Below are 26,468 nucleotides of genomic sequence, written 5' to 3'. Positions count from 1 at the left end.
CGTGTGTCCAGCGGTTTGCCGGGGAGAGAGAAGCCAATGTCGCGACGAATCCATCTGACCCGTATCGCCCTCGCGATGCTGGTCATCGCCCCGTTGGCGCTGCTCGGCTTCTACATGTGGGCGTTGTGGAACCCCGGTGACACCGTCTCGCGGTTGCCGGTCGCCATCGTCAACACCGACGCAGGCGCCGACCTCGACGGCAGCCGGCTGACCGCGGGTGCCGACGTCACCGCCGCGCTCGTCGAGGGCGGCGACGTCAACTGGCACGAGGTGACCCTCGACCAGGCCCGGGAGGGCGTCGAGGACGGCCACTACTACTTCTCGGTCGTCATCCCCGAGGACTTCAGCCGGGACATCGCCAGCGCTGCGAGTGGCGCAGGCGAGAAGGCGCGGCTCGAGGTCGTCTACAACGATCACAACAGCCTGGTCGCGACCCCTGTCGGCGAATCGGTGATGGCGCAGGTGCGTTCCGCGGTCTCGGAGACCATCGGGGAACAGTCCGTGGACCAGGTGCTGCTCGGTCTCGCCGATGTCGGCAAGGGCCTGTCCGACGCCGCCGCGGGTGCGCAGCAGCTCAACGACGGCACCGGTGAGGCCCTCGCGGGGACCACCGAACTGGCCGCGGGCAGCGTCGAACTCTCGAACGGGCTCGGCCAGGCGCATGCGGGCAGCCTCGAACTCGCCGACGGCACCGGGCAGCTGGCGGCAGGTGCGGGGGAGGCCGCCGCCGGCTCGGGTGAGCTCAGCGCTGGGCTCGGACAGCTCGTGGCAGGCACCGATCAGCTCGGGGCCGGGGCGGCGCAGATCAGCGAGGTCATCGACACCGTCGTCGGCCCGCTGGTGGACGCGGTGGTCGCCGCCGGGCTCCCGATCGCGGACGACGACATCGTCGGGCAGCTCCAGCAGCTGCGCGACGGGGCCAGGCAGATTGCGTACGAACTCTCCGATCCGAACGCCGAGTACCGCGGCGGACTGGAAGCGGCCGCCGCGGGCGCCGCAGAACTCAACACAGGTCTCGGCCAGCTCACCGATGGCGCGGGTCAGCTCGACGCGGGTGCGCGCGAGCTCTCGACCGGACTCGGCCAACTCGACGAGGGGGGCGTCCAGCTCCGCGACGGTCTCGGCCAGCTGCTGGACGGCGTCGGTCAACTCGACGCGGGCAGCGCCGAACTCGCGACCGGTCTCGCCGACGGCGCCGGCCAGGTGCCCCAGTTCACCGACGACGAGCGCGTCGCCACCGCGGGCGTCATCTCGTCGCCGGTCACCGTCAGCGCCAAGAACATCGCGCCGGCGGTGGGATTCGGGCCGGGTGCGATCCCGGCGGTGATGTCGGTCCTGCTGTTCCTGATCGGCATCCTCACCTGGTTCGTGGTGCGCCCGCCGCTGCAGCCGCACGGGCGGGTGCACGAGTCGATCATTCGTGAGGGGCTGCGCCGTTACCGGACACCCGCCGTGATCACCGTCGCCGCCGCCGCGCTGATGGCGGTGCTGTCGATGACCGTTGCGAAGGCCGAGCCGCCGAGCGCGCTGGCGCTGTTCGCTGTCATGGTGCTGGTCGGGGCGGCCGCGGTCGCGACGGCCCGGCTGTTCACGGTGGTGTTCGGGGCGGTCGGTGGCACCTTCGTCGGCCTCGGGACCCTGATGATCCAGATCTTCGCGTTCGGCGCCGTCTACCCGATCGAGCAGATGGCCGCACCCCTGCGGTGGCTCCACGCCCTGATGCCGCTCACATACGCCCGCAACGCGATCCGCATGTCACTCGTCGGCTACTGGGGCCCCCGGTTCTGGCTGGCGATCGCGGTTCTGCTGGTGCTGGTCGCCGGGTCGGTGGCGCTGACCATCTGGTGGCGCAGCCGGCACCGGGACGAGGAGGCCGACGTCAACCCGGATCCCGACACCATCACCGAACGCTTCCCGGTGCCGGCCTACTGATCCGGGGCGCGCGTCCGGCCGGAGGGAACTCAGCCGAGCCCGCGTTGCGCGGTCCGGCTGCCACGCCGGGCCGCGCGGCGCTGCAGCAGGAACAGGCCCGAGCCGAGCGCTCCGAGCGCCAGGCCGGCCCAGCAGATCGGCAGCCACGACTCCCACCGGTCGCCCGAGGTCAGGACCACGACCGTGACGACCAGCCAGGCCGCGGCGCCGATCGCGATCACCGGGCGCGGATCGGTCAGGCGATCGGGTAGGAGGGGGTCCTTGCGGGTCTCGTCCACGGACACGACGGTACCGTTGTGCCGGTCACACCGACCCCGTGCCCTAGTCTGCCGGGGGCGAGCATTGTGCTTGCACCCCGGTTACTGAGGAATGGCTGATGGCGGGAACACCGCGGATACTGGACAACTACTTCAAGATCACCGAGCGTGGATCGACGCTGAGCACGGAAGTGCGCGGCGGCCTGGTCACGTTCGTCGCGATGTCCTACATCATCGTGCTGAACCCGCTCATCCTGGGCAGCTTCTCGGCGGAGGACGCCGTCGCGAAGACGGACGTCCTCGGCAACATCCTGCCGGTCAGCCAGGTCGCGGCGGTGACCGCGCTCGTCGCGGGCCTGATGAGCATCCTGTTCGGCATCATCGCGAATTATCCGTTCGCCATCGCCGCCGGCCTCGGCATCAACACCCTCCTCGCGGTGACCATCGCCCCGCAGGTGACGTGGCCGGAGGCCATGGGTCTGGTGGTGATCGACGGCCTCATCATCGTCGCGTTGGCCGTCACGGGGTTCCGGACCGCGGTGTTCAACGCGATCCCCGACGCACTCAAGTCCGCGATCGCCGCCGGTATCGGCATGTTCATCGCGTTCATCGGCTTCGTCGACGCCGGGTTCGTGCGCCGCATCCCGGACGAGGCCAAGACCACGGTGCCGGTTGGGCTCGGCATCAACGGCTCGATCGGGTCGTGGCCGACGGTGGTGTTCGTCTTCGGTGTGCTGGTGATGGGAGTCCTGGTCGCGCGGAAGGTGCGCGGTGGTCTGCTGATCGGCATTGTGGCCACCACGGTGCTCGCGGCCGTGCTCGAGGCGATCTTCGACGTGGGCCCGTCGGCGGGTGTGGACCCGAAGGGCTGGAACCTGAGCGTGCCCGGGCTGCCGGACGTGCTGTTCCAGATGCCGGACCTGTCCCTGGTCGGGAACGTCGACCTGTTCGGCGCGTTCACCCGCATCGGGGTGCTGGCCGCGAGTTTGCTGGTGTTCACCCTGGTGCTGGCCAACTTCTTCGACGCGATGGGCACGATGACCGGGCTCGGCAAGGAGGGCGACCTCGCCGACGAGCACGGCAACCTGCCGAACATCGGCAAGGCACTGGTCGTCGAGGGCACCGGCGCGATCGTCGGCGGCGGAGCCTCGGCGTCGTCGAACACGGTGTTCGCGGAGTCGGCCTCGGGTATCGCGGAGGGCGCGCGGACCGGTCTGGCGAATGTGGTCACCGGCCTGCTGTTCCTGGCCGCGATGTTCCTGACCCCGCTGTACGAGATGGTGCCGATCGAGGCGGCGGCGCCGGCCCTGGTCGTGGTCGGTGCGCTGATGATCGGTCAGGTCCGCGACATCGACTTCTCCCGGTTCGACGTGGCACTGCCTGCGTTCCTGACGATCGTCGTCATGCCGTTCACCTACTCGATCGCCAACGGCATCGGCGTCGGATTCATCACGTGGGTGGTGATTCACGCCGCCAGCGGCAAGTTCAAGCAGATTCATCCGCTGATGTGGGTTGTCGCCGCCCTGTTTGTCGCGTATTTTGCTGTCGGTCCTATAACTGACGCGATTACCTGAACCAGTTGTGTCCCAGTGCCGTATCCTCCGTGAGTGACCTTGGATACACGCTCACTAGCCAGTGATCTCTCCCTGGCCGTCGTGCGCCTGTCGCGGCACCTCCGCGGCCGTCGGGCAGATTCTCCGGTGTCGTTGACTCAGCTCTCCGCGCTCGCCAGCCTGGACGAGCACGGGCCGATGACCCCCGGGGGGCTGGCGGCGAAGGAACGGGTGCAGCCGCCGTCGATGACCCGGGTCATCGCCTCCCTCGCCGAGGCAGGCATGGTCGCTCGCACCCCGCATCCCACGGACGGGCGGCAGATCATCGTTTCCCTGACCGACACCGGTCACGCGCTGCTCGCCGACGAGACCAGCGCGCGGGAAAAGTGGATGACCGACCAGCTGGCGGGACTCGATGCGGAGCAACTGCAGGTCCTTCGTCAGTCGATCGACATCATCGGTGGGTTCGTCAACAACTCCGAGTAGGTGGGCACCGCTCGGGAGTGGGGGTTGAAACAGGGGGAGGTCGAGTGGGTCGGGGTGCCCGCTCGCGGTGCGGCAAGATGGTCGCGTGGCTGACGTTATCGACATCGACAATCCTGCGGACCCCAGGCTGGACGACTTCCGGGATCTGAACTCCTCGGACCGTCGACCCGACCTGCCCGACGGGAAGGGCCTCGTCATCGCCGAGGGCGTGCTCGTGGCGCAGCGCCTGTTGTCGTCACGGTTCCAGCCGATCAGCCTGCTCGGGGTCGATCGCCGACTCGACGAACTGTCAGCCGACCTCGACGGCGTCGAGGTGCCGTTCTACCGGACCTCGGCAGAGGTGATGGCGGAGGTTGTCGGGTTCCACCTCAACCGCGGCGTGCTCGCTGCCGCGCATCGTCCGCCCGCTCTCGATCTCGACGCCGTGCTCGAGGGTGCTCGCACCGTCGCGGTGCTCGAGGGAGTCAACGACCACGAGAACATCGGTTCGATGTTCCGAAATGCTGCCGGGCTCGGGGTGGACGCGGTGCTGTTCGGTGACCGCTGCGCAGATCCGCTGTACCGGCGCGCCGTGCGGGTGTCGATGGGACACGTGCTGCGGGTGCCGTTCGCCCGGGTTCCGGAGTGGCCGCACGGGCTTCAGCGGCTGCGGGACAAGGGTTTTCAACTCATCTCCCTGACACCGAACCCCTCGGCGACCACGCTGGCGGAGGCGATGACGGGGGAGAAGGTGGCGTTGCTGCTCGGCGCGGAGGGGCCCGGGCTGTCGGAGTACACGATGCGCAAGACCGATGTCCGGGCCCGGATCCCGATGGCCCCGGGCACCGATTCGCTCAACGTGGCGACGGCGGCGGCGATGGCGTTCTACGAGCGGGTCCGGCTCGGATGAGCGGTCCGGCGCTCGTTGTCGCCGGATTCTCGGCGGTGCTCGTCACCGTGGCGGTGATCGCCTGCGGCGCAGCGATGATCGCGGTTCACCCACTGCTCGCCCTCGTGGTGAACGTGGTGGTGGTCGCCGGGGTGGCCCCGACGGTCTGGCAGTGGCGCCAGGTGCCGGTGTGGCGCTGGGTGGTGTACGGCGCGGTCGCGGGTGTCGTGGCCGGTTGGCTCGCGCTGGTGTTCGGCGCCCGCTGAGCGCCGGTCAGCCGGCCAGTCGGCGCCACCACTTGCGCAGTCCCCGGATCTCGGGTTCGTCCGGCGAGGTGAGCGGTTCCTCCCCGGACGCGTACAGGGCGAATCCGCACACGGCGAGGTCACCTGCCGAGAGTTCGGCGTCGGGCGTCGGCGGACAGTGGCTGAATCCGAGCCATTGTGCGTTCGCGGCGTCCGCGAACTCGCCGGGATCGAAGGGCAACGACTGGGGGTCGGGGAGCGTGGCGATCGGGTGGTGCGCCGGATGCTCACCCGCCCAGAACTCGCGCTCCCAGACCAGTGGCAGGCCGACGTTCTCGTGGATGAAGGACGAGGTCGCGCTGAACGAGCGACGAAGCGCGCCGCGTTCCCAGTACGCGAACGCACCCCACGGTGTCGCGGCGTCCGCACTGACCAGGTAGGTCCGTTCGGAAGCCAGTGGGCGCGTCCATGATTCGTCGAGCAGTGACGGCTTGTTCAGGGCCAGATTCGGTCCGCACACCACGGTCAGTCCCGGGTAGCTGCCGATGAAGATCTCGCGACCGGTGGGCGCGGCGGAGCCGGCGAGCGGAGCGGAATGCAGTGGCACGGCCACCGTTTCGGGATACATCCGTCCGGCGAGGGCGTGGGCGGCCTCGGCGTCGGGTTCGGGGAGTTCCCGGAGCACCGCGGCGGGGTCGGGGGCGTCGACGTACCAGATCGTTGATGCAGTCGGCCCCACCGCGTACCCCGCTTTCGTCACCTTCCTACGAGGGTACGACGCTCACGCCCGATTTCTCGTCGGCGCACCGTGCGTCCGCCGAGTCGCGGTCGGCGCCGGGGTGTGGGGCGGTGAGCGGATCCACGCCGGGACGGTGCGGCACCGTCCCGAGGAACTCGTCGAGGATCGTCCAGGTGGTGTCCCGTGCTCCGGGGCCGGCGACGAGGCCGAGGTGGCTGCCGGGCACCGCCTCGAACCGGACGTACGGCGACCCGGTCAGCAGGTCGGTGATCGGGGCGACCGCCGCGGCCGGCGCGATCACATCGGTGGTGCCGCCGACGCCCAGCACCGGCACGGTCACGTCGGACAGTGTCACCGTCCGGGACCCGAACCGGAATCGACCTTCCGCCAAGGAGTTTCCGAGGATCAGCTGCGAGCACATCTGGTGGAAGACGCGGGCCGGGTAGCCGGGCATCTCGGCCATGAACCGGTCGATCGCCTCCATCCGTGCGAGGGATTCGGTGTTGCGCAGGTTGCGGGCGACGAACCACGGCTTGAGCAGTTCCCGGTGCGGCGCGGTGGCCCGGTACGTGGCCTGGACGATCGGTGCCGGGAGGCCCCCGAGCATGCGGGTGACCGCCGTCAGCGGGCGTTCCGTCGTGATCCGGCCGATCACCCGTAGTGGACTGATCACGGGGATCCGGGTGTAGTCGACGGGGGTTCCGATCACGGTCACGGAGCGGATCGGAAGGTCGGCGTGGGCGGCGGCGGTGAGCAGTGAGATGGTCCCGCCGAGACTCCAGCCGACGAGATCGACCTCGGCGCCGGCGTGCCGGTCGCTGATGTGACGGAGTGCCTCCGGCACGATGTCGTCGGCCCACGCCTCGAAGCCGAGGTCGCGGTCGGCGGCGGTCATGGTGCCGTAGTCGAGGAGATACGGCGCGTGCCCCCCGTCGGCCAGGTGTGCGGCCAGGCTCTGCCCGGGCCGCAGGTCGTAGCAGGTCGCGGGTACCGCCAGCGGGGGAACGAGCAGGATCGGCCGCGTTCCCGGCGTGGGCTGGGGGCCGAACCGGTACAGGTCGCGGTGCGGGCCGGAGCGGAGCAGTTCGGACGGTGTGCGGCGGATCGGGGCGACGCCATCGCCCAGCGTGAGCGCCCAGGCATTGCGGGCGGCGACGGCGACCTCGTCGAGGGTCGGCAGTCCGGCTGTGAGTCGCGTCCAGTCGAGCGTGAGCAACGTTCGTCCCCCTCCAGTAAATGTGACCGAAGGTTACAATAAGTTGCCTGTGGAGCGATAGGCGTCCCGGTCGGCGGGGTCGCGCGGAGTCGAAATCCGGGACCGGAAAACTTGCGGCAGCAGGTGTGGCCCGGCGGGCCATCGGGCACACCAGAGCCATGACACCCATCGGAGGCGGAGCGCACCGGGGGGCCGACATCGGAGGCCGGTTGCTCACACACGCCGGCGACCGCGACACCGAAGCCTTCCTCGACGAGGTTGCGTCACTGGTGATGCCCGACGGGGTCCATCACGGCCACTACGGGTGCGTGGTCGACTGGGTGGTGACCGCTCTTGCCCGAGTGGTCGTCGACAAAGTGGATCCCCTGGTCGACGCCGGTGACCTGGTCATCGCCGTCGAGGTGCCGGACGGTCGGATGGTGCCGGTCGATCGGCTGCCCGCACCGGCCTGCCACGTATGGACCGGTGTCGTCGACGTGCTCACCGGACAGGGCGACAAGGTGTCGGCCGATCTCGCGCCGCTGGTGTACGCGACCGCGGAGTCGGGGCAGGCTCGCGCGCTGATCGATGCGGTCGCCTGGCTGGACCAACTCCTCGCCATGCCGTCACCCGAGCCGGATCCGGACGCGGCCGCCGGCTAGCCGAGAGTTGCCGGGACGCGAGCTTATCGACGGGGTCGGCTAGCCGCGTCCACTGCTCCGAACGCCGAGCAGCACGTCGTCCCAGGACGGCAGGTGCGGCTTGCCGCGCTTGTCCTTGCCGCCCTGGTGCTGCGGGGCCTGCCGGGGCTGCGGTGCCTCTTCGTCGCTGTCCCCGACGTCGCCGACCGCGTCGGCGTCGAGGTCGGCCTCGACCTCGGGTTCGGCAGGTCCCTCCGGCTCGTCGGCGGGGGCGGGGGACTCGATCGCGAGGGGCGCGAGACCGCGCAGCGGCCGGCCGAAGTCGGGATCGATCAGGTCGGTTGCCGCAGCGTCCAGCGCGGCGATGGTCCCGCCGTGCGTGTCCGGCTGGTACCGCCAGTGTGCGGCATTGCGGGTGCGGCCCGCCTGCCACTGCAACTGGGCCACCCAGTGGCCGTCCTCGTCGCGCCAGGCATCCCAGCTCGCGTCGTCGAGGTTGTGGCCGCGAGCGCGGAAGGCCATCGCCACGATCTCGGCCAGGGTCTGAACGGTCGGGCCGTTGTCCCGAACCGGATGACCGCCCTGCGCCAACTGCGCGGCACGGGCACGCTCGAGCAGGACCGGATGCGCGAACCCTTCGATGCGCTTGATCGAGACGCCCGCCTCGCCGGCGACCTGTTCGACGGTCGCACCGGCCCGGATGCGGGCCTGGATTTCGCGAGGGCGCATCTGGCTCTCGGACTCGATTTCGATCTGCCCGAAACGGGCTATGTCGCCGCGGGATGCGGCTCGCAGCTTGTCGTCGGCGGGGATCCGGAACCGTTCTCCGGTCTCGGGATCGGCGCACACCACGTGCGATCCGCCGGGCTCGAGTCCGATTACGGAGAGCTCTCGCACATTGACCTCCTCATCGCGTCGATTTCGCGACATTGCCCGCGCCGACTGTAATCCACCCGTGATGCCGAGGGGGTGGCGACACGCCACTCCCGGTGAGGTCGTTGCGAACGCGGCGAGCTATAGTCTCTAGTTCTCCTTGAGGGTTGGGTGCTTTGCGGCGTGTCCGGCCGGCCGCGGCGTTACGATCGACACACCGATGTCGTCGACGCCAACGAAGGTCATCAGCGATGGTCGAGCGCAGTCCGCAGGTGTCCGGAACCGCTTCGCCCGCACGGCGTGCCTTCGATGCGTTCGCATCGCTGCTCGACGGTCCGCTGACCGGACTGACGCCGTGGATCGTGCTCGCGGTGTTCGAGGGGCCGGGTCGCCTGGAAGTGGCCGCCGGCGTCGCACTCGCCATATCGGTGCTCTTCCTCGTCGTGGATCGGCTGCGAGGGCGGTCCACGAAACTGCTCGCGGTCGTCGACGTCCTCTTCTTCGCCGGATTGGTCGCACTCCATTTCGCGCTGGACGAGGCCGGGCAGGAATGGATGGAGACGTGGATCGGTGAGATCGCCACCATCACGCTGTTCCTGATCGCCGTGGGCTCCATGCTCGCTCGGGTGCCGTTCACGGTGCAGTACGCCCGCGAGGAGGTCGACCGGGAGTTCTGGGAGACGCCCCTGTTCCTGCGGGTGAACTACGTGATCACCGGCGCGTGGGCTGTCGCGTTCCTGGTCGCCGCGATCGCCGGGTTCTACGGGGACGCGGTGCTCGGCGACAGCGACAACATCTGGACCGGTTGGGTGATCCAGACCGCCGCCATGCTCTGCGCGCTGCAGTTCAGCCAGTGGTACCCGGACGTCGCGACGGCCCGTGCCGCCGCGACGGCGGGCGAACCCGGCGAACCCGCGCCGGGGTGGGCCGAGTTCGTCGGCCCGCTGACCACCTGGCTGATCCCGATCGGCATCATCACTCTTGCGATGGACGGTGGTCCGACCTGGCTCGGCGTGGCGTTCATCGTGGCAGGGATCGGAGCAAATGCGTTGCTGCGCAACGTCGGTACGAAAGAGAAGGTGGTGTCGTGACCGAATTGACCTCGGACGACCTGGCCTATCTGCACAGGGCGCTCGCATTGGCCGTCGAGACCGGCGACGCCGGTAACCGGCCGTTCGGCGCGGTCGTCGTGGACGCCGCCGGCGTGGTCGTCAGTGAGGGTGCGAACTCGGTGGCCACCTCGGGGGACGTGACCGAACACGCCGAACTCGACGCGATCACCACCGCGTGCGAGGAGGGCAACGCCGACCGGCTGGAGGGCGCAGTCGTCTACGCGTCCGGGGAACCGTGCCCGATGTGCGCCGCGGCGATGGTGTGGGCCGGGGTGCGCCGGGTGGTGTACGCGGCCTCGGCCGCTGGGTTCGGTGAAATCCTCACCGGTGGGCCGCGATTCGACCTCGGTTGCGCGGACGTCATTCGGTCCGCTCACGCCGGGGTGGAGGTGAGTGGCCCGCATCTCGGGGACGATGCCCTCGAACCGTTCCACCGCTTCGTCGCCGAACAGCACACCCGGCCCTGACGGCGTGCAGTCGTCCTCGCGCCGCCCGACCCGCGGTCCCGCCAGGATCTGCGGTCCTGACAGAATCTGGGGAATGTCGAATCGAAACAACATCTCCTCCGGCTCCGACTGGGAGGCGAAGATCGGGTACTCGCGTGCCGTCCGCATCGGGCAGCAGGTGTCGGTGTCCGGCACCACCGCCTCGGGCCCGGACGGACCGGTCGGCGGCGACAGCCTGGCCGAGCAGACCCGCGAGGCGCTGCGCCGCATCGTCGGTGCGCTCGCCGAGGCCGGTGCCAAGCCCGAGGACGTCATCCGTACCCGCATGTTCCTCACGGACATGAGCCGTTGGGAGGAGGCCGGCCTCGCGCACGGCGAGGTGTTCGGCGAGATCCGCCCCGCCACCACCATCCTCGAGGTCAGCAAGCTCATCGACGCGGACCTGCTCATCGAGATCGAGGCCGACGCGATCGTCTCGGAGTAGTCCCCACCGTGTAGTCCCCACCGTGTAGTCCCCACCGCGCGGGTCAACCACCCCCCTTGTTGACCGAATGTGGGATTCGATCAGTTCAACTGACCGAATCCCACATTCGGTAGGTGGGGTGGGGTAGGTGGGGTGGGGTCAGGCCGTGCGTACTTCGGGACGTAGTTGGACATCGGGCCGGGGCCGTGATCGGGCGAGCTCGTAGTGGTCGCGGAGCTCTTGAAGCACGAGGTGCGGATTCTCGCGAACGGTCCGAGGTAGGTGTGAGAGCACGATGATGCCGTGGCTCTGCATGCGTGCGCGCCGGGTGAGGGTGCGCTCGTGGTCGCGGGGTGTGAAGTGATGTTTGAGCGAGTCGATTTCCCAGGCCATCGCCACGTCGTCGATCCATCCGTCGGGGGTGGCGATGAATTCTGAGGTTGCGGTTTCTACCGGGCGATTGTGAACCATCGGCGGGAGTCCGCTGCGGGCGTAGAGTTTCTGCGCCTCGATCTCGGCGACGGAATGTGCGCCTGCTCCCAGCTCTCGCAGCACCGATCGCGGCAGCGCGGTACCACGGCAGGAACCTTCGGAGAGTTCGATTGCCAATTCGTCCACCGTCGTTCCACCGCGCTGGACGACCTCCGACAGCAGTGCCCGGCAGTCGTTCGTGACCCGCGAACGGCGGGCGGCGTCGAGCGCTGCTCGGGTGATCGGGGCGCATCGGAGGGTTCCCTTGGTCACGGGTTCAGGCAGGCGCCACGTGCGTTCGATTCTGACGAATGCGTTCGACAGCTTGTATCGCTCCGCGGGTATCAGCAGCAGGATGTCGCTCATCGACGCCGACCCCCGGTAGCCGTGGGCGGTGAGTGCGGCATGTCCCGTCAGCACACTGTCGTTGCCGCCGTACATGAGCGCTGCCGTATTGCGTTGGAGTGTCGTCGGAAATCCGTTGTGCAGGAGAATTATTCCGGGGAGGAGGCGCTGCCAGAGGCCGCCCGGCCGGCATCGCCCGGTGATGGTTCCAGGAGCCACCCCGAGGGCGAGCAAGCGTGCGGTGCGGATGACACCGTTGCGGCTGTGCGCCGACAGGTACTCGACGTCCGAGGCCCAAGTTCCTCGTTTCATCCGGCCATGGTGCATGCAGCTCCTGTCGGAGGATCCGTCCCGACCAGGGGGTTCGGCGGACCTGTGGATGCGCGACCGGCCCTGTGGACAAGAGGAGGCCCGCGGCCGGCGATCTGACCGAATGTGGGATTCGATCAGTCCAACTGACCGAATCCCACATTCGGTGGGGCCTGGGGGAGGTGGGTGGCGACGGTGCGGTGGGATCCCGGCCGGAATCCCGCACGATCAACTGAACCGCATCACGCCGTCGTCGAGAGTGCGGTGGCGCAGGGTGACGAGGTCGTGGACGTAGCTCATCCCGAGCTGCCACGGCGCGCGGGACCCGGACCGCGGGAACTGGTCGACCGAGCGCTGCACGTACCCGGCCTCGAAGTCGAGCAGCGGGCGGGTGGTCAGCGTCGAATCGTTGTTGACGGGCACGCATACCGTCTCGCCGCGCTCGTCCATCCGCGTGAGCAGCCGGCAGAAGTACTCGGCGACGAGGTCGGCCTTGAGCGTCCACGAGGCGTTGGTGTAGCCGATCGTGAACACGAAGTTCGGGACACCGCTGAGCATCATGCCCTTGTAGGCCAGCGTGTCCGGCAGCGACACCGGCTCACCGTCGACCGACAGCTCCGCGCCGCCGAAGATGAGCAGGTTCAGCCCGGTCGCGGTGACGATCACGTCGGCGTCGAGTTCGGTGCCGGACTCGAGCGCGAGGCCACGTTCGGTGAACGACGCGATGCGGTCGGTGACGATGGACGCCCTGCCGTGACGGATGGCGCGGAACAGGTCGCCGTCGGGCACCAGGCACATCCGCTGGTCCCACGGGTTGTAGCGCGGGGTGAAGTGGGTGTCGATGTCGTAGCCGGCGGGCAGCTGCCGCTCCTGCGCCCTGCGCAGCACCTTCTTGACCACCCCGGGCAGGCGTTGGCTGAGCTGGTAGGTGACGGTCGAGAACCCGATATTCTTCCAGCGGGCGATCGGGTACGCGAGCCGGTTGCCCAGCACCCGGCGCAGCGTGTTGGCGATCGGGTCCCGCGCAGGCAGCGACGCGATGTAGGTGGGGGAGCGCTGCAGCATGGTGACGTGCTCGGCGTCGGTGGCCATCGACGGAACCAGGGTGACGGCGGTGGCGCCGCTGCCGATCACCACCACCTTCTTGCCGGTGTGGTCGAGATCGGCGGGCCAGTGCTGCGGGTGGACGATCTCGCCGCGGAAGCGCTCGGTGCCCTCGAACTTCGGGGTGAATCCCTCGTCGTAGCGGTAGTACCCGGTGCAGGCGTACAGGAAGCGGGCGGTCAGCGTCACCGTCTCGGCGCCGTGCTCGGCCGTCACCGTCCACAGTCCGTCGTCCGACGACCAGTCGGCGCGAACCATGCGGTGCCCGAACAGGATTCGCTTGTCGATCCCGGCCTCTGCCGCGGTCGCGCGGACGTACTCGAGGATCGCGGGGCCGTCCGCGATGGACTTCTCGTCGGTCCACGGCCGGAACCGGTAGCCGAGGGTCTGCATGTCGGAGTCGGAGCGGATGCCGGGGTAGCGGAACAGGTCCCAGGTGCCGCCGATCGCGTCGCGGGCCTCGAGGATCGTGTACGGCCGGCCGGGGAACGCGTCCTGGAGGTGGTGGGCGGCGCCGATGCCGGACAGTCCCGCTCCGATGATCAGGACGTCGACGGACTCCTCGGGCGAAGCCTCGGGCAAGGATTCCGGGGTTCTGGCGCTCACGGCGTTCTCCGATTCTATGCCAAAATGTGTGTGAATCACGGTATCACTCACATCTGCGGGTGGAAACGAAAACAGCCCCCGGCGTGCGGCCGGGGGCTGTTCACAGGGCGATCGGGGCTCAGAGCTGGCCGACAACCCAGTCGATGCTCTTGGTCAGCTGGCTGACGTCCTCGGGGTCGATCGCCGGGAACATGCCGATGCGCAGCTGGTTGCGGCCCAGCTTGCGGTACGGCTCGGTGTCGACGATGCCGTTGGCGCGCAGGATCTTCGCGACCGCCGCGGCGTCCACCTCGTCCTTGAAGTCGATGGTGCCGACGACCTGCGAGCGCAGCGCCGGATCCGTCACGAACGGGGTGGCGAACTCGGACGCCTCGGCCCACTCGTACAGCCGCGACGACGAGTCCTTGGTGCGCGCGGTGGTCCACTCCAGGCCGCCGTTGCCGTTCATCCACTCGATCTGGTTGGCGAACATCAGCAGGGTGGCCAGCGCCGGGGTGTTGTACGTCTGGTCCTTGCTGGAGTTGTCGACCGCGATCGGCAGCGACAGGAAGTCGGGGGTCCAGCGACCCGAGTCCTTGATCTCCGCGACCCGCTCGAGCGCCTTCGGGCTCATCAGCGCGATCCACAGGCCGCCGTCGGCGGCGAAGCACTTCTGCGGCGCGAAGTAGTAGACGTCCGCGTCGGTGATGGTGACGGGCAGGCCGCCCGCACCCGAGGTGGCGTCGATCGCGATGAGCGCGTTCTCCGAACCGGCCGGACGGCTCACCGGGACCGCGACACCGGTCGAGGTCTCGTTGTGCGCCCACCCGATCAGGTCCACCGAGGAGTCGGCGACGATCTCCGGTGCGCTGCCCGGATCGGCCGAGACCACGATCGGGTCGCCGATGAACGGGTTGCCCTTGGCGACGGAGGCGAACTTCGACGAGAACTCGCCGTACGTGAAGTGCTGCGACCGCTCACGGATCAGGCCGAACGCCGCGGCGTCCCAGAATGCGGTGGAGCCGCCGTTGCCGAGCACGACCTCGTAGCCCTCGGGCAGCGAGAACAGATCGCGCAGGCCGGAACGCACACGCGCCACGACGTCCTTGACCGGCTTCTGGCGGTGGCTGGTGCCGAAAACGGAGGCGCCCACCTCCACCAGCGACTGCAACTGCTCGGGACGGACCTTGGAGGGTCCGCAACCGAAACGGCCGTCGACGGGCTTGAGGTCGGCGGGGATGATCGGGGTGCTCATCAGCGATGTGTCCTTACTGCGTTGGAGTGACGAGACGTGCGAGGTGGGCGGGGACGGCCGGGCCTGCGGCTCAGCGGGCGATCTTGTCCCAGCCGGCGACGGACTCGGGGGAGCGCGGCGCGGGGCCGGTGTAGATGGCGGCCGGGCGGACCAGCTTGCCGAGACGCTTCTGCTCGAGGATGTGCGCGCACCAGCCTGCGGTGCGGCCACAGGTGAACATCGCGGGCATCATCGCAGCCGGGACCTCGGCGAAGTCGAGGATCACCGCCGCCCAGAACTCGACGTTGGTCTCGATCGCGCGGTCCGGGCGACGCTCGCGCAGCTCGGCGAGGGCGGCCTGCTCGAGCGCGGCCGCGACCTCGAAGCGCGGCGCGTTCAGACGCTTGGCGGTGTTGCGCAGCACCCGGGCCCGCGGGTCCTCCGCGCGGTACACGCGGTGCCCGAAGCCCATCAGCTTCTCCTTGCGGTCGAGGATGCCCTTGACCAGCGCGCGGGCGTCGCCGCTGCGCTCGGTCTCCTCGATCATCGGCAGCACGCGCGCCGGGGCGCCGCCGTGCAGCGGGCCGGACATCGCGCCGACCGCGCCGGACAGCGAGGCCGCCACGTCCGCGCCGGTGGACGCGATGACGCGGGCGGTGAAGGTGGAGGCGTTCATGCCGTGCTCGGCGGCCGAGACCCAGTAGGCGTCGATCGCGGCGACGTGCGCCGGATCCGGGTCGCCCTTCCAGCGGACCATGAACCGCTCGGTGACGGTCTTGGCCTCGTCGATGCGCTGCTGCGGCACCGCGGGCTGGTAGATGCCGCGCGCGGACTGCGCGACGTAGGACAGTGCCATGACGGCGGCGCGGGCCAGGTTCTCCCGGGCGGTCTCGTCGTCGATGTCGAGGAGCGGCTGGAAGCCCCAGATCGGCGCGAGCATCGCCAGGCCGGCCTGCACGTCGACGCGGACGTCGCCGGTGTGGATGGGCAGCGGGAACGGCTCGGCCGGCGGCAGGCCCTGGCCGAACTCGCCGTCGACGAGCAGTGCCCACACGTCGCCGAAGGTCACGCCCTGGCCGACGAGGTCCTCGATGTCGACGCCGCGGTAGCGCAGCGCGCCACCGTCCTTGTCGGGTTCGGCGATGTCACTGGTGAAGGCGACGACGCCCTCGAGTCCTGCGACGAAATCCTCGGGTACTGCCGCGCTGGATGCCATTTCTCGTGGATTCTCCTCGTCCGAGTGCCGCCGGTCCGGGCCGCACTGAGCCATCACCGTCCTGCGGGTGTGCATGCATGGTGTGCAGCACGTGTCGCCGCGGTCACCGAAGAACTCTATCCCGTTCGGCGTCGCCGATGAGCAGGGCATACCCGGGAGTAACGTGTTCGGCTGTGTCGTCCGATGCCGAACCTCCCGCCGCGGAACCCGTCGATCTCGCCGCGATGCGGGTCGCGTACCAGGCGCAGGAAGTGAATTCGCCTGCCCACGAATTGAACCTGGATGTCGTGACAGTCGCCGACGGCTGGCTGCCGCTGCTGCAACGGTGGATCGACCAGGCGACGGCTGCGGGCATCGCCGAGCCGAACGCGATGGTGCTGGCGACCGTCGACGCCGACGGCAGGCCCGCGTCGCGCACGGTGCTCTGCAAGGGCCTGTCCGAGGACGGGCTGGTCTTCTACACCAACTACGGCTCGAACAAGGCTCGGCAGCTGGACCGGTTCCCGCACGCGTCGGCGACGTTCGCCTGGACCGCATTCGCGCATCAGGTCACGGTGCGCGGCGAGGTGGGCCGGGTACCGGACGAGGTCACTTCGGAGTACTGGCGGACCCGCCCGCGCGGCTCCCAGCTCGGGGCGTGGGCGTCGGAACAGTCCACCCCCATCGACTCGCGCGCCGCGCTCGACGCCCGCCTGGTCGAGGTCACCGAACGTTTCGCCGACCTGGACGAGGTCCCACGACTGCCGGACTGGGGCGGCTTCCTGCTCCGGCCGCGGACGGTCGAGTTCTGGCAGGGCCGCGCCAACCGCATGCACAACCGGGTGCTCGTCACCCGTACCGGCTCTGGCTGGACCGCGGAGCGCCTGCAACCGTGACCGGGGGACCCCGGCGTCGGCTGCTCGCCGACGTCACACCGCTGCGCGAACCGCACTACCGGCGCCTGTGGGTGTCCGGCATCGTCACGGTGATCGGCGCCCAGCTCAGCGTCGTCGCGGTGCCGCAGCAGGTGTACGAGATCACTCGCAGCTCCGCGTACGTGGGGCTGACCGGGGTGTTCGGCCTGGTCCCGCTCGTCGTGTTCGGGTTGTGGGGCGGCGCGCTGGCCGACGTGATGGACCGGCGCCGGCTGATCACGATCACCACGATCGGGCTGATCGCGACGTCGGTGCTGTTCTGGCTCCAGGCCGCGGCGGGCACGAACAACGTGTGGCTGGTGCTCGGGCTGTTCTCGCTGCAGCAGGCGTTCTTCGCGGTGAACCAGCCGACCCGGGCGGCGATCATTCCGCGGCTGCTGCCGGGGGAGCAGCTGCCTGCGGCGAACTCGCTGAACATGACGGTCGTGCAGTTCGGGGCGATCGCAGGCCCGCTGCTCGCGGGGGTGCTGATCCCGACCGTCGGCCTGCCGAGCCTGTACCTGATCGATTCGATCGCGCTGCTGGCGACGCTGTGGGCGGTGTCGCGGCTGCCTGCGTTGCGCCCGACCGGTCCCACCCGGGCGGGCCTGCGGTCGGTCCTCGACGGGTTCTCCTACCTGTCCACCCAGAAGGTGTTGCTCGCGTCGTTCGTCGTCGACATCATCGCGATGGTGTTCGGGATGCCGCGGGCCCTGTTCCCGCAGATCGCGCACGAGACGTTCGGCGACCCGGCGTCCGGGGGTGTGGCGCTCGGCCTGCTGTTCGCGGCGATGTCTGCGGGTGCGGTGGTCGGCGGCGTGTTCTCCGGCTGGCTGCCCCGCGTCCGGTACCAGGGCCGCGCGGTCGTCGCCTGCATCGTGGCGTGGGGCCTGGCGATGGTCGGTTTCGGTGTGGCGGTCGGTCTCGCGGACCCGGAGGGCGGTCCGCTGCTGCTGTGGATCGCGCTGGCGTTCCTCGCGTTCGGCGGCGCCGTCGACATGATCTCCGCGGCGTTCCGCTCGACGATGCTCCAGCAGGTCGCCCCCGACGACATGCGCGGCCGGCTGCAAGGCGTGTTCATCGTCGTCGTCGCGGGCGGTCCGCGGATCGGCGACGTGCTGCACGGCGCGGCGGCGTACGCGTTCGGGACCGCGGTCGCCGCCGCGGGCGGTGGAGTCCTGGTCGTGATCGGGGTGGTCGTCGCCTGCCTGCTGTTGCCGGCCTTCCTGCGGTACCGGGTCGAGCGCGCCCAGCTCGTGTGAAACACCCCGCCGCCCGAAAGTTGTCGCGATGTCGTGCGATTCGTGGACACTGGCCTCATGCGTGTGCCCGTGTACGAGATCCGATTCGGCGACTACCAGGCGGAGGTGGTGGCCCGCGGTGCGGGCCTGCGGCTGCTCACCCACGCGGGACGGGCACTGACCGAGACCTGGCCCGCGCAGGAACGGCCACCGCTGTCCGCGGGGCTGGTCCTCGCGCCGTGGCCGAACCGGATCCGCGACGGCAAGTTCTGGTTCGACGGCGTCGACCACCAGTTGGCGCTGACCGAGCCGTCCCGCGGCAACGCGATCCACGGCCTGGTCCGCCGCGACGACTGGGAACTCGTCGAGCACTCCGAGCACCGGGTCGAACAGCGCATCCGGATCGGGCTGCACAAGGGCTGGCCGTACCCGTTGCAGCTGACCGTCGTACACGAACTCGGCGCGGACGGGCTCACCGTCTCGCACACCGCGACCAACGTCGGCGCCACCCCCGCACCGTTCGGTCTCGGGGTGCACGCGTACCTGCGGGCCGGTGACGTCCCTCTCGACGAGTGCACCCTGCGGCTGACCGCGGGCACCAGGCTTCCGCTCGACCCCGACCGGATGCTGCCGAGCGGACCGTCGCAGTCGGTGTACGACACCGAGTACGACTTCACCGTGCCGCGCCCGCTCGTGGGGGTCTCGCTGGACACCCCCTTCAGCTCGATCGTCCCCGACCCCGACGGCCGGGCCAGGCACGAGCTGCGTGCCCCGGACGGGTCCGGGGCGATGCTGTGGACGGACCGGGCATTCGGTTGGGTGCAGGTGTTCATCGCCGACCCCGCGAACGGTCAGGGCTACCCGGACCGCGGCCGGGCGTTGGCCGTCGAACCGATGACGTGCCCGCCGGACGCGTTCAACACCGGGATCGACCAGGTTGTGCTCGCGCCGGGCGAACGCTGGTCGGGCAGCTGGGGCATCGCCGCGGCGTGACCCAATCGCCAGGTCAGGGCATTTCGTTACGTCCTGACCCGGGCGAAACGGTGACCCACCCTGGGCGGGCACGGGTAACTGCGACTAGGTTCTCTAAGCGACTGACTATTGCAACTCGCAAAGCCTCGAGTTTGAGAGGGATCCTCCGTGCCCGCTGTCGATGACACCACGCCCACGCTCAGCTACCCGGGTGGCGCACACTCGATGTCCATTGCCAAGGCAACCGAAGGCAATGACGGCATCGAGCTGGGCAAGCTCCTTTCCGCGACGGGGTACACCACCCTCGATCCCGGATTCGTCAACACCGCCTCCACCAAGTCGGCGATCACCTACATCGACGGCGACCAGGGCATCCTGCGTTACCGCGGGTACCCGATCGAGCAGCTGGCGGAGAGCTCGACCTTCATCGAGGTCAGCTACCTGCTCATCTACGGCGAGCTGCCGACCACCGACGAGCTGGCGGCGTTCACCACCCGTATCCAGCGGCACACCCTGCTGCACGAGGACCTCAAGCGGTTCTTCGACGGCTTCCCGCGCAACGCGCACCCGATGCCGGTGCTCTCGTCCGCGGTGAACGCGCTGTCGGCGTACTACCAGGACTCCCTGGACCCCGACGATCCGGAGCAGGTGGAGCTGTCCACCACGCGCCTGCTGGCGAAGCTCCCGACGATCGCGGCGTACGCGTACAAGAAGTCCGTGGGCCAGCCGTTCCTGTACCCGGACAACTCGCTGTCGCTGGTGGAGAACTTCCTGCGGATGACCTTCGGGTTCCCCGCCGAGCCGTACGCGGTGGACCCGGAGATCGCCAAGGCCCTCGACATGCTGCTGATCCTGCACGCCGACCACGAGCAGAACTGCTCGACGTCGACGGTGCGCATGGTCGGCTCGTCGGACGCGAACCTGTTCACCTCGGTGTCCGCGGGCATCAACGCGCTGTGGGGCCCGCTGCACGGTGGTGCCAACCAGGCCGTGCTCGAGATGCTCGACGAGATCAAGGCCAGCGGCGGCGACACCAAGGAGTTCGTCCGCAAGGTCAAGAACAAGGAAGACGGCGTGAAGCTCATGGGCTTCGGGCACCGCGTCTACCGCAACTACGACCCGCGTGCCGCGCTGGTCAAGAAGGCCGCGGACACCATCCTGTCCAAGCTCGGCGGCGACGACGAACTCCTCGACATCGCGAAGGCCCTCGAGGAGACCGCGCTCACCGATGAGTACTTCATCGAGCGCAAGCTGTACCCGAACGTGGACTTCTACACGGGTCTGATCTACCGCGCGATGGGCTTCCCGACGCGCATGTTCACCGTCCTGTTCGCGATGGGCCGGCTGCCCGGCTGGATCGCGCACTGGCGCGAGATGCACGAGGATCCGGCCACCAAGATCGGCCGCCCGCGGCAGATCTACACCGGCTACACCGAGCGCAACTACGTCGATCTGGGGAACCGCTGATGAGCAACGCACCCGAAATCGAGCCCTGGGAGGGCCCCGCGCCCACCGAGCTGGTCATCGAGGACATCACCGTCGGTGACGGCGCCGAGGCTACGCCCGGCGCCAAGGTCGAGGTCGACTACCACGGTGTCGAGCTCGACAGTGGCGAGGTGTTCGACTCCTCGTTCCTGCGCGGCGAGTCCATCACCTTCCCGCTCGCCGGCCTGATCGCCGGTTGGCAGGAGGGCATCCCCGGCATGAAGGTCGGCGGTCGCCGCAAGCTGGTCATCCCGCCGGAGCTCGCCTACGGCCCGGCCGGCTCCGGCCACCAGCTGTCCGGCAAGACTCTGATCTTCGTCATCGACCTGCACGACGTCGTGGTGCCGCCGCCGGTGCCCGAGGTGGCTCCGGCCACCGGCCCGGCGCCGACCGAGCTGGTCATCGAGGACATCACCGTCGGTGACGGCGCCGAGGCGCAGCGCGGCGGGGTCGTGGACGTGCACTACCACGGTGTCGAGTACGACACGAACGCCGTGTTCGACTCCTCGTTCCAGCGGGGCGACTCGGTGAAGTTCCCGCTCGGCCGGCTGATCCCGGGCTGGCAGGAGGGCATCCCCGGCATGAAGGTCGGCGGTCGCCGCAAGCTGACCGTCCCGCCGGAGCTCGCCTACGGCGCCGCCGGCTCCGGGCACCCGCTCGGTGGCAAGACGCTGGTCTTCATCATCGACCTGCTCGGCACCAACTAGGTCACTCGCTCGAAAGGCCCCGTACCGCAAGCGGTACGGGGCCTTTCGCGTCCTGTGCCCTGCCACGCGCGGCTCGACAGGAGAAGCACGCAGCCTGCTCAGGGGCGATTGGGGAATTCGAACACCAGCCGCACTCCGCCGAGTTTGCTGTCCTCGAACCATGCTCGGCCGCCGTGCAATTGGGCCTGCTGGGCGACCAGGGCCAGGCCCAGCCCCGAGCCGCCCGTCGCGGCGCCGGAGCCGCGGCGGAACCGTTCGAAGACGATCTCGCGCTCGGTCGCCGGGATGCCGCGGCCGTTGTCGTCGACGGTGAGCCGGACCGTGCCGTCCCACCGCCGGTGCACCGCAAGCACCACCTCGGTGGCGCCGCCGTGCCGGACCGCGTTCGCGGTCGCGTTGTCCACCGCCAGGCGCATCCCGGCGGGCAGGCCGCGGATCACCAGTGACGGGTCGGCTTCGACGCGGACCGTCAGGTCCGGGTGCAGACGCTCCGCGTCGTGCGCGGCGGCATCGCACAGTTCGGCGAGGTCGGTGGGCACGTGGTCCCGGTCGCTGGACAGTTCGCCGGACGCGAGGCGTTCGAGCGCGGACAGCGTGGACTCCACCCGGCCCTGGGTGCGCGCGAGGTCGGCGAGGATCTCGCGGCGCTGCGTCTCGTCGAGTTCGAGGGTGGACAGCACCTCGATGTCGGTGCGCATCGCGGTCAGCGGGGTGCGCAGCTCGTGCGCGGACGCGGCCGCGAAGTCTCGGGCGGTCTCGAGTGCGGCCTCCGTCTGGCCCTGCGCCTCGGCGATCCGGGTGAGCATCTTCTCGATCGCGAGGGCCAGTTCCTCGGCCTCCCGGACGCCGGAGACCTTCGTGGGTTGCGGTGCGTCACTGCCGATCTGCTGGGTCAGCTTCACGATCGGGCGCACCGCACGACCACCGAACACCCAGCCGAGCCCGAGGGCCGCGGCGATCGCGAACACCCCGGCGATCAGGACCCACTTCCGCTGATCGGTGGTCACGTCCTGGGCCTCCGAGGCGGGCACCGCGAGCGACATCAGCATCGGTGTACCGGGAATCTCGTTGGTCGACACGCGATAGTCTGTGCCGTCGACCCGAACGGTCTCGGCGCCGACGCCCACGGCGGGCAGCCGGGTGGGGGTACTGGCGATGACGTCGCCGGTGCCCGTGGAGCGGATGGTGATCGCGAACGCGCCGCCGTCGCCGAAGGACGGCAGGAACGACGCGGCCGTCGCGATGTTGGCGACCAGCACGCTGGACGCGGTGTCGAGTCGACGGTCCAGTTGGGCGATGTTGTTCCGCGAGATCGCGATCGAGACGAAGATGCCGAGCAGCGCGACGATGACGGTGGCGCCGAGCGCGGCCGCGGCGGCGACGCGGGCCCGCAGCGAGTAGGAGCGCCGCCTGCTCACCGCGGCGCCCTCACGGCCGTCGTCCTCACGCGGGGTCCCGGAGCACGAAGCCGACTCCGCGGACGGTCTGCAGGATGCGGGGGTGCCCGTGTGCCTCGAGCTTGCGGCGCAGGTATCCGACGAACACGTCGACGACGTTGGTGTCGGCGACGAAGTCGTACCCCCAGACCAGCTCCAGCAGTCGTTCGCGGGTGAGGACGACGCCGTGGTTGCGGACCAGGACCGCCAGGAGCTCGAATTCCCTTTTGGTGAGATCGATTTCGTGGCCGTCCAGGACGGCGCGCCGCCCCGGCATGTCCATGACGAGCGACCCGACGGTGAGGCTGCCCTGGGCCGTCCCGGTCGGTCCGGCGGGCGGAACCGGTGCCGCGCGCCGGCGCAGCATCGCGTTGATCCGGGCGACGAGTTCGGCGAGCACGAACGGTTTGACGAGGTAGTCGTCCGCGCCCGCTTCGAGTCCGGCCACCCGGTCGCCCACCGAGGAGCGGGCACTGAGCACGCAGATGGGGATGTCGTTGCCCATCGCCCGCAGCGCCGTGACGACGCTGGCCCCGTCGAGGACGGGCATGTTCATGTCCAGCACCACGGCGTCGGGCGCGCGGTCCGCGACCACGGACAGCGCCTCCGCCCCGTCGCCGGCCGTCAGGATCGTGAACCCGGACAGGCGCAGGCCACGGCGAAGGGAGGAGAGCACGTCCTCGTCGTCGTCGACTACCAGGACGGTGGCGGATGCGGTCTCGGTCACCCCGCCATTGTGCATGTTGCGGGGGTCCGGGCGGTCCGCGTGACCCCGGCGGTGGTGTACGGGCCGAGCGCCACGGCCACCGGCCCCGGTCCCGGTCGCCGGGTGCGGGTCGGTGGCCGTGCCCGGCGACCTACGAGGTCGGGCCGAGGAGTCGCGCGAGCGCGTCGAGGACGGCGGGGTCCTCGATGGTCGACGGGACCGCGTAGTCCTCGTGGTCGGCGATCTGCCGCATCGTCTTGCGCAGGATCTTGCCGGAGCGGGTCTTCGGCAGTGCCTGCACAACCGTCACGTCGCGGAACGTGGCGACCGCGCCGATCTGGTCGCGGACCATCGCCACCAGTTCGGTGCGCAGCACCTCGTGGTCGATGTCGGCGCCTGCCTTGAGCACCACGTAGCCGCTGGGCCGCTGACCCTTGAGGTCGTCCTTGATGCCGACCACCGCGCACTCGGCGACCGCCACGTGCTGCGCGACGACCGCTTCCATCGCGCCGGTGGAGAGCCGGTGCCCGGCGACGTTGATCACATCGTCGCTGCGGCCGAGGACGAAGACGTAGCCGTCGGCGTCGATGTAGCCGGAGTCGCCGGTCAGGTAGTAGCCCTGGAACGTCGACAGGTACGACTTGACGTAGCGCTCCTCGTCGCGCCACAACCCGGCCAGCGTGCCCGGCGGCAACGGCAGCTTGATCACGATGTTGCCCTCGGTGCCCGGCGCGACCTCGGTGCCCTCACCGTCGACGATCTGCACCCGGTAGCCGGGCACCGACACCGTCGGCGAGCCCGCCTTGATCGGCATCGGCTCGAGCCCGCGCAGGTTCGCGCAGATCGCCCAGCCGGTCTCGGTCTGCCACCAGTGGTCGATCACCGGGACACCCAGCTTGGCGCCGGCCCACTCATAGGTGTCGGGGTCGAGCCGCTCGCCTGCCGCGAACAGTGTGGTCAGCGAGGAGATGTCGTACTTGGCGAGCTCGGTGGCCTCCGGGTCCTCCTTGCGGATGGCGCGGATCGCGGTCGGCGCGGTGAACAGCGCACGGACCCGGTGCTGCTCGATGACGCGCCAGAACGCGCCGGCGTCGGGGGTGCCGACCGGCTTGCCCTCGTAGACGATCGTGGTCGCGCCGACCAGCAGCGGTGCGTACACGATGTAGGAGTGCCCGACGACCCAGCCGACGTCGGAGGCCGTCCACATCACCTGACCGGCGCCGATGTCGTAGATGTTGCGCATCGACCAGGCCAGCGCGACCGCGTGCCCGCCGTTGTCGCGGACCACGCCCTTGGGCTTTCCGGTGGTGCCCGAGGTGTAGAGGATGTACAGCGGGTCGGTGGCGGCGACCGGGACGCAGTCGGCCGGGGCGCCCTCGGCGATCGCGGCGTCCCAGTCCAGCCAGCCGTCGTGGTCGGCGGCGCTGCCGGGGATCTGTTCGCGGTCCTTGACGATGATCGTGGCGGGAGCCTTGCCGGTCAGCCCGAGGGCCCGCTCCACCATCGGCAGGTACTCGATGGTTCGGCCCGGCTCGAGGCCGCCTGACGCGGTGATCAGGGCCTTCGGCTCGGCGTCGTCGATGCGGGCGGCGAGCTCGGCGGCGGCGAACCCGCCGAACACGACCGAGTGCACGGCACCGATGCGGGCGCACGCCAGCATCGCGATCGCGGCCTCCGGGATCATCGGCATGTAGACCACGACGCGGTCGCCCGCGGAGATGCCCTGGGCGGCGAGGACTCCCGCGAACCGGGACACCTGGTCGAGCAGTTCCGCGTAGGTGTAGGTGCGGGTGGTGCCGATCATCGCGGAGTCGTAGATCAGCGCGGCCTGGTCGCCGCGCCCGGCGGCGACGTGCCGGTCCAGCGCGTTGAAGCAGGTGTTGAGGCGGGCGTCGGGGAACCACCGGTACATCGGCGCCGTGGAGTCGTCGAGCGCCTTGGTCGGAGCGGTCACCCAGTCGATGGCCTCGGCAGCCTTGAGCCAGAAGCTCTCCGGTTGCTCGATGCTCTCGCGGAATGCCTCGGCGTAGGCGCCGTTCGCGTGCTCGACTGCACTCATCGACTCGTGTCCTCTCCTTGCCCGTGTGCCCGCATCTGCGATGCGCATTGCACAGCATCTGTGATGCGCACTACACCCTAGGGGATTTGCCCGCCCCCACATGCCTGGTCGGCGGGTCGGGCCGACACGGTGCGGCGGGCGGCGGTGAATTGTCGGTGAACGGCGCCGTCGGGCGTTGCGCGTCTGCGCCGGTTCCTGCCCGTACGGTGGGAACCATGACGCTGCTCGCCGAGGACCTGCTGCTGCTCCTGCTCGACGACGACACCGGCAAGCCCGTCGTGGACGGGGCCACGCTGCCCCGGGTCCTCGCGGGAGCGGTCCTGCTCGATCTCGCCATCGACGGGATCGTCGAACCGGCGACGGGGGACGGGGACGTGAAGAAGGGGCGGCTGGTACTGACCAATCGGACGGCGCCGCTGGACCCGATCCTCGCGCACGCCGTCGCGCAGCTGCGCGGATCGAAGCCGATGAAGCCGGAGCGGGCCATCGAGAAGCTCGGCACCGGCCTGAAGGAGGCGGTGCTCGGCCGGATCGTCGAGCGCGGCTGGGTGCACGAGTCCAAGGGCAGGCTGCTCGGCATCTTCCCGACGAAGACGTGGCCGTCCGTGGACGCCACCCACGAGCGGGTGGTCCGCGACAGGCTGTGGACGGTCCTCGTCGACGGTGCCGCGCCCGACCCACGCACCTCCGCGCTGGTCTCGCTGCTGTCCGCCGTCGACGCGGCGCCGAAGGTGTTCCCCGACGCCGGAAAGAAGGCGATCCGTAAGCGCGCCAAGGAGATCGCGAACGGTGACTGGGCCGCCGTCGCCGTCCATCGGGCCGTCGAGGCCGTGAACGCGGCCGTCATCGCCGCGGTGATCGTGCCGTCCGTCGCGGCGGGTGGCAGCTAGCCGGG

Annotated in this window: 26 protein-coding genes and 1 pseudogene; 16 read left to right on the top strand and 11 right to left on the bottom strand. The window is 69.7% G+C overall.

All coding sequences use genetic code 11. The annotated features are described in order from the left end of the window. The first annotated feature begins 36 nt into the window (after positions 1-36). Positions 37-1,932 carry a YhgE/Pip family protein gene (locus ACWDUM_RS04150; RefSeq protein ID WP_450132984.1) on the top strand — a complete coding sequence of 632 codons (1,896 nt, stop codon included), beginning with the start codon at positions 37-39 and terminating at the stop codon, positions 1,930-1,932. A 29-nt stretch (positions 1,933-1,961) separates the two neighbouring features. Here the strand turns inward: ACWDUM_RS04150 and ACWDUM_RS04145 are convergent, their stop codons facing one another. Further along, positions 1,962-2,210 (bottom strand): DUF2530 domain-containing protein, encoded by a 249-nt coding sequence (locus ACWDUM_RS04145; RefSeq protein ID WP_450115220.1) that lies wholly within the window; start codon positions 2,208-2,210, stop codon positions 1,962-1,964. 98 nt (positions 2,211-2,308) lie between these two features. Between ACWDUM_RS04145 and ACWDUM_RS04140 the strand changes: the two genes are divergently transcribed. From ACWDUM_RS04140 to ACWDUM_RS04125, 4 genes are all read left to right on the top strand, one after another. Next, the gene (locus tag ACWDUM_RS04140; RefSeq protein ID WP_450115221.1) at positions 2,309-3,763 is read left to right on the top strand and encodes an NCS2 family permease; all 1,455 of its coding nucleotides are present in this window, start codon (positions 2,309-2,311) and stop codon (positions 3,761-3,763) included. Between the two features lie 33 nt (positions 3,764-3,796). Then, on the top strand, positions 3,797-4,228 hold the full coding sequence (locus tag ACWDUM_RS04135) for a MarR family winged helix-turn-helix transcriptional regulator (RefSeq protein WP_450115222.1): 432 nt from the start codon (positions 3,797-3,799) through the stop codon (positions 4,226-4,228). An 85-nt stretch (positions 4,229-4,313) separates the two neighbouring features. After that, complete coding sequence (locus tag ACWDUM_RS04130) at positions 4,314-5,117, top strand: TrmH family RNA methyltransferase (protein WP_450115223.1); 804 nt, start codon at positions 4,314-4,316, stop codon at positions 5,115-5,117. After that, the gene (locus ACWDUM_RS04125) at positions 5,114-5,362 is read left to right on the top strand and encodes a DUF2537 domain-containing protein (protein ID WP_450132983.1); all 249 of its coding nucleotides are present in this window, start codon (positions 5,114-5,116) and stop codon (positions 5,360-5,362) included. Before ACWDUM_RS04130 ends, ACWDUM_RS04125 begins: the two co-directional genes overlap by 4 nt. Before the next feature lie 7 nt (positions 5,363-5,369). Here ACWDUM_RS04125 and ACWDUM_RS04120 read toward each other — a convergent pair whose 3' ends face one another. Next, positions 5,370-6,101 carry a DUF6928 family protein gene (locus ACWDUM_RS04120; protein WP_450132982.1) on the bottom strand — a complete coding sequence of 244 codons (732 nt, stop codon included), beginning with the start codon at positions 6,099-6,101 and terminating at the stop codon, positions 5,370-5,372. 4 nt (positions 6,102-6,105) lie between these two features. Continuing rightward, positions 6,106-7,296 carry an alpha/beta hydrolase gene (locus tag ACWDUM_RS04115; protein ID WP_450132981.1) on the bottom strand — a complete coding sequence of 397 codons (1,191 nt, stop codon included), beginning with the start codon at positions 7,294-7,296 and terminating at the stop codon, positions 6,106-6,108. 158 nt (positions 7,297-7,454) lie between these two features. On the opposite strand from ACWDUM_RS04115, the gene ACWDUM_RS04110 reads away from it, so the two are divergent. Then, positions 7,455-7,937 (top strand): hypothetical protein, encoded by a 483-nt coding sequence (locus ACWDUM_RS04110; RefSeq protein WP_450132980.1) that lies wholly within the window; start codon positions 7,455-7,457, stop codon positions 7,935-7,937. A 39-nt stretch (positions 7,938-7,976) separates the two neighbouring features. Here ACWDUM_RS04110 and sepH read toward each other — a convergent pair whose 3' ends face one another. Then, positions 7,977-8,813, bottom strand: a complete 837-nt coding sequence (sepH, locus tag ACWDUM_RS04105; protein ID WP_450132979.1) for a septation protein SepH — start codon at positions 8,811-8,813, stop codon at positions 7,977-7,979. 227 nt (positions 8,814-9,040) lie between these two features. Here sepH and ACWDUM_RS04100 point away from each other — a divergent pair, with 227 nt between their 5' ends. From ACWDUM_RS04100 to ACWDUM_RS04090, 3 genes are all read left to right on the top strand, one after another. Then, positions 9,041-9,880 carry a hypothetical protein gene (locus ACWDUM_RS04100; protein WP_450132978.1) on the top strand — a complete coding sequence of 280 codons (840 nt, stop codon included), beginning with the start codon at positions 9,041-9,043 and terminating at the stop codon, positions 9,878-9,880. Next, complete coding sequence (locus ACWDUM_RS04095; protein ID WP_450132977.1) at positions 9,877-10,368, top strand: nucleoside deaminase; 492 nt, start codon at positions 9,877-9,879, stop codon at positions 10,366-10,368. Before ACWDUM_RS04100 ends, ACWDUM_RS04095 begins: the two co-directional genes overlap by 4 nt. 73 nt (positions 10,369-10,441) lie before the next feature. Then, positions 10,442-10,831: a RidA family protein gene (locus ACWDUM_RS04090; protein WP_450115230.1), complete on the top strand. Its 390-nt coding sequence runs from the start codon at positions 10,442-10,444 to the stop codon at positions 10,829-10,831. 138 nt (positions 10,832-10,969) lie between these two features. On the opposite strand, the gene ACWDUM_RS04085 is transcribed toward ACWDUM_RS04090, so the two are convergent. The 4 genes from ACWDUM_RS04085 to ACWDUM_RS04070 form a co-directional block, all read right to left on the bottom strand. After that, complete coding sequence (locus ACWDUM_RS04085) at positions 10,970-11,938, bottom strand: hypothetical protein (RefSeq protein WP_450133323.1); 969 nt, start codon at positions 11,936-11,938, stop codon at positions 10,970-10,972. 225 nt (positions 11,939-12,163) lie between these two features. Beyond that, complete coding sequence (locus tag ACWDUM_RS04080) at positions 12,164-13,645, bottom strand: flavin-containing monooxygenase (RefSeq protein WP_450132976.1); 1,482 nt, start codon at positions 13,643-13,645, stop codon at positions 12,164-12,166. Between the two features lie 118 nt (positions 13,646-13,763). Further along, a complete protein-coding gene (gene serC, locus ACWDUM_RS04075; RefSeq protein ID WP_450132975.1) occupies positions 13,764-14,879 on the bottom strand; it encodes a phosphoserine transaminase in 1,116 nt (371 codons plus the stop codon). A 70-nt stretch (positions 14,880-14,949) separates the two neighbouring features. After that, positions 14,950-16,074 carry a citrate synthase 2 gene (locus ACWDUM_RS04070; RefSeq protein WP_450132974.1) on the bottom strand — a complete coding sequence of 375 codons (1,125 nt, stop codon included), beginning with the start codon at positions 16,072-16,074 and terminating at the stop codon, positions 14,950-14,952. Positions 16,075-16,247: 173 nt separating this feature from the next. Here ACWDUM_RS04070 and pdxH point away from each other — a divergent pair, with 173 nt between their 5' ends. The 6 genes and pseudogenes from pdxH (at position 16,248) to ACWDUM_RS04040 (ending at position 21,372) form a co-directional block, all read left to right on the top strand. Next, the gene (gene pdxH / locus ACWDUM_RS04065; RefSeq protein ID WP_450132973.1) at positions 16,248-16,949 is read left to right on the top strand and encodes a pyridoxamine 5'-phosphate oxidase; all 702 of its coding nucleotides are present in this window, start codon (positions 16,248-16,250) and stop codon (positions 16,947-16,949) included. Continuing rightward, positions 16,946-18,229 (top strand): MFS transporter, encoded by a 1,284-nt coding sequence (locus ACWDUM_RS04060; RefSeq protein ID WP_450132972.1) that lies wholly within the window; start codon positions 16,946-16,948, stop codon positions 18,227-18,229. Before pdxH ends, ACWDUM_RS04060 begins: the two co-directional genes overlap by 4 nt. A gap of 57 nt (positions 18,230-18,286) precedes the next feature. Next, entirely contained in the window at positions 18,287-19,201 is a 915-nt protein-coding gene (locus tag ACWDUM_RS04055) for an aldose 1-epimerase family protein (protein ID WP_450115237.1), read from the top strand. Positions 19,202-19,348: 147 nt separating this feature from the next. Beyond that, entirely contained in the window at positions 19,349-20,647 is a 1,299-nt protein-coding gene (locus tag ACWDUM_RS04050) for a citrate synthase (RefSeq protein WP_450115238.1), read from the top strand. Beyond that, a pseudogene (locus ACWDUM_RS04045) lies at positions 20,647-21,000 on the top strand (FKBP-type peptidyl-prolyl cis-trans isomerase); the annotation flags it as partial. The gene ACWDUM_RS04050 and the pseudogene ACWDUM_RS04045, both read left to right, overlap by 1 nt. 18 nt (positions 21,001-21,018) lie before the next feature. Continuing rightward, entirely contained in the window at positions 21,019-21,372 is a 354-nt protein-coding gene (locus ACWDUM_RS04040; RefSeq protein WP_450115256.1) for an FKBP-type peptidyl-prolyl cis-trans isomerase, read from the top strand. Positions 21,373-21,470: 98 nt separating this feature from the next. Here the strand turns inward: ACWDUM_RS04040 and ACWDUM_RS04035 are convergent, their stop codons facing one another. From ACWDUM_RS04035 to ACWDUM_RS04025, 3 genes are all read right to left on the bottom strand, one after another. Then, positions 21,471-22,790, bottom strand: coding sequence for a sensor histidine kinase (locus ACWDUM_RS04035; protein ID WP_450132971.1), 1,320 nt, complete (start codon positions 22,788-22,790; stop codon positions 21,471-21,473). A 25-nt stretch (positions 22,791-22,815) separates the two neighbouring features. Continuing rightward, positions 22,816-23,550 carry a response regulator transcription factor gene (locus tag ACWDUM_RS04030; protein ID WP_450132970.1) on the bottom strand — a complete coding sequence of 245 codons (735 nt, stop codon included), beginning with the start codon at positions 23,548-23,550 and terminating at the stop codon, positions 22,816-22,818. A 115-nt stretch (positions 23,551-23,665) separates the two neighbouring features. Then, positions 23,666-25,573, bottom strand: a complete 1,908-nt coding sequence (locus ACWDUM_RS04025) for a propionyl-CoA synthetase (protein ID WP_450132969.1) — start codon at positions 25,571-25,573, stop codon at positions 23,666-23,668. A 215-nt stretch (positions 25,574-25,788) separates the two neighbouring features. Between ACWDUM_RS04025 and ACWDUM_RS04020 the strand changes: the two genes are divergently transcribed. Then, positions 25,789-26,463: a GOLPH3/VPS74 family protein gene (locus ACWDUM_RS04020; protein WP_450115242.1), complete on the top strand. Its 675-nt coding sequence runs from the start codon at positions 25,789-25,791 to the stop codon at positions 26,461-26,463. Positions 26,464-26,468: the final 5 nt, after the last annotated feature.

The sequence above is a fragment of the Rhodococcus sp. NPDC003322 genome, assembly GCF_053589555.1.
The sequence above is the reverse complement of the archived record's forward strand: the minus strand, read 5'-3'. Positions and strand labels throughout refer to the sequence as shown.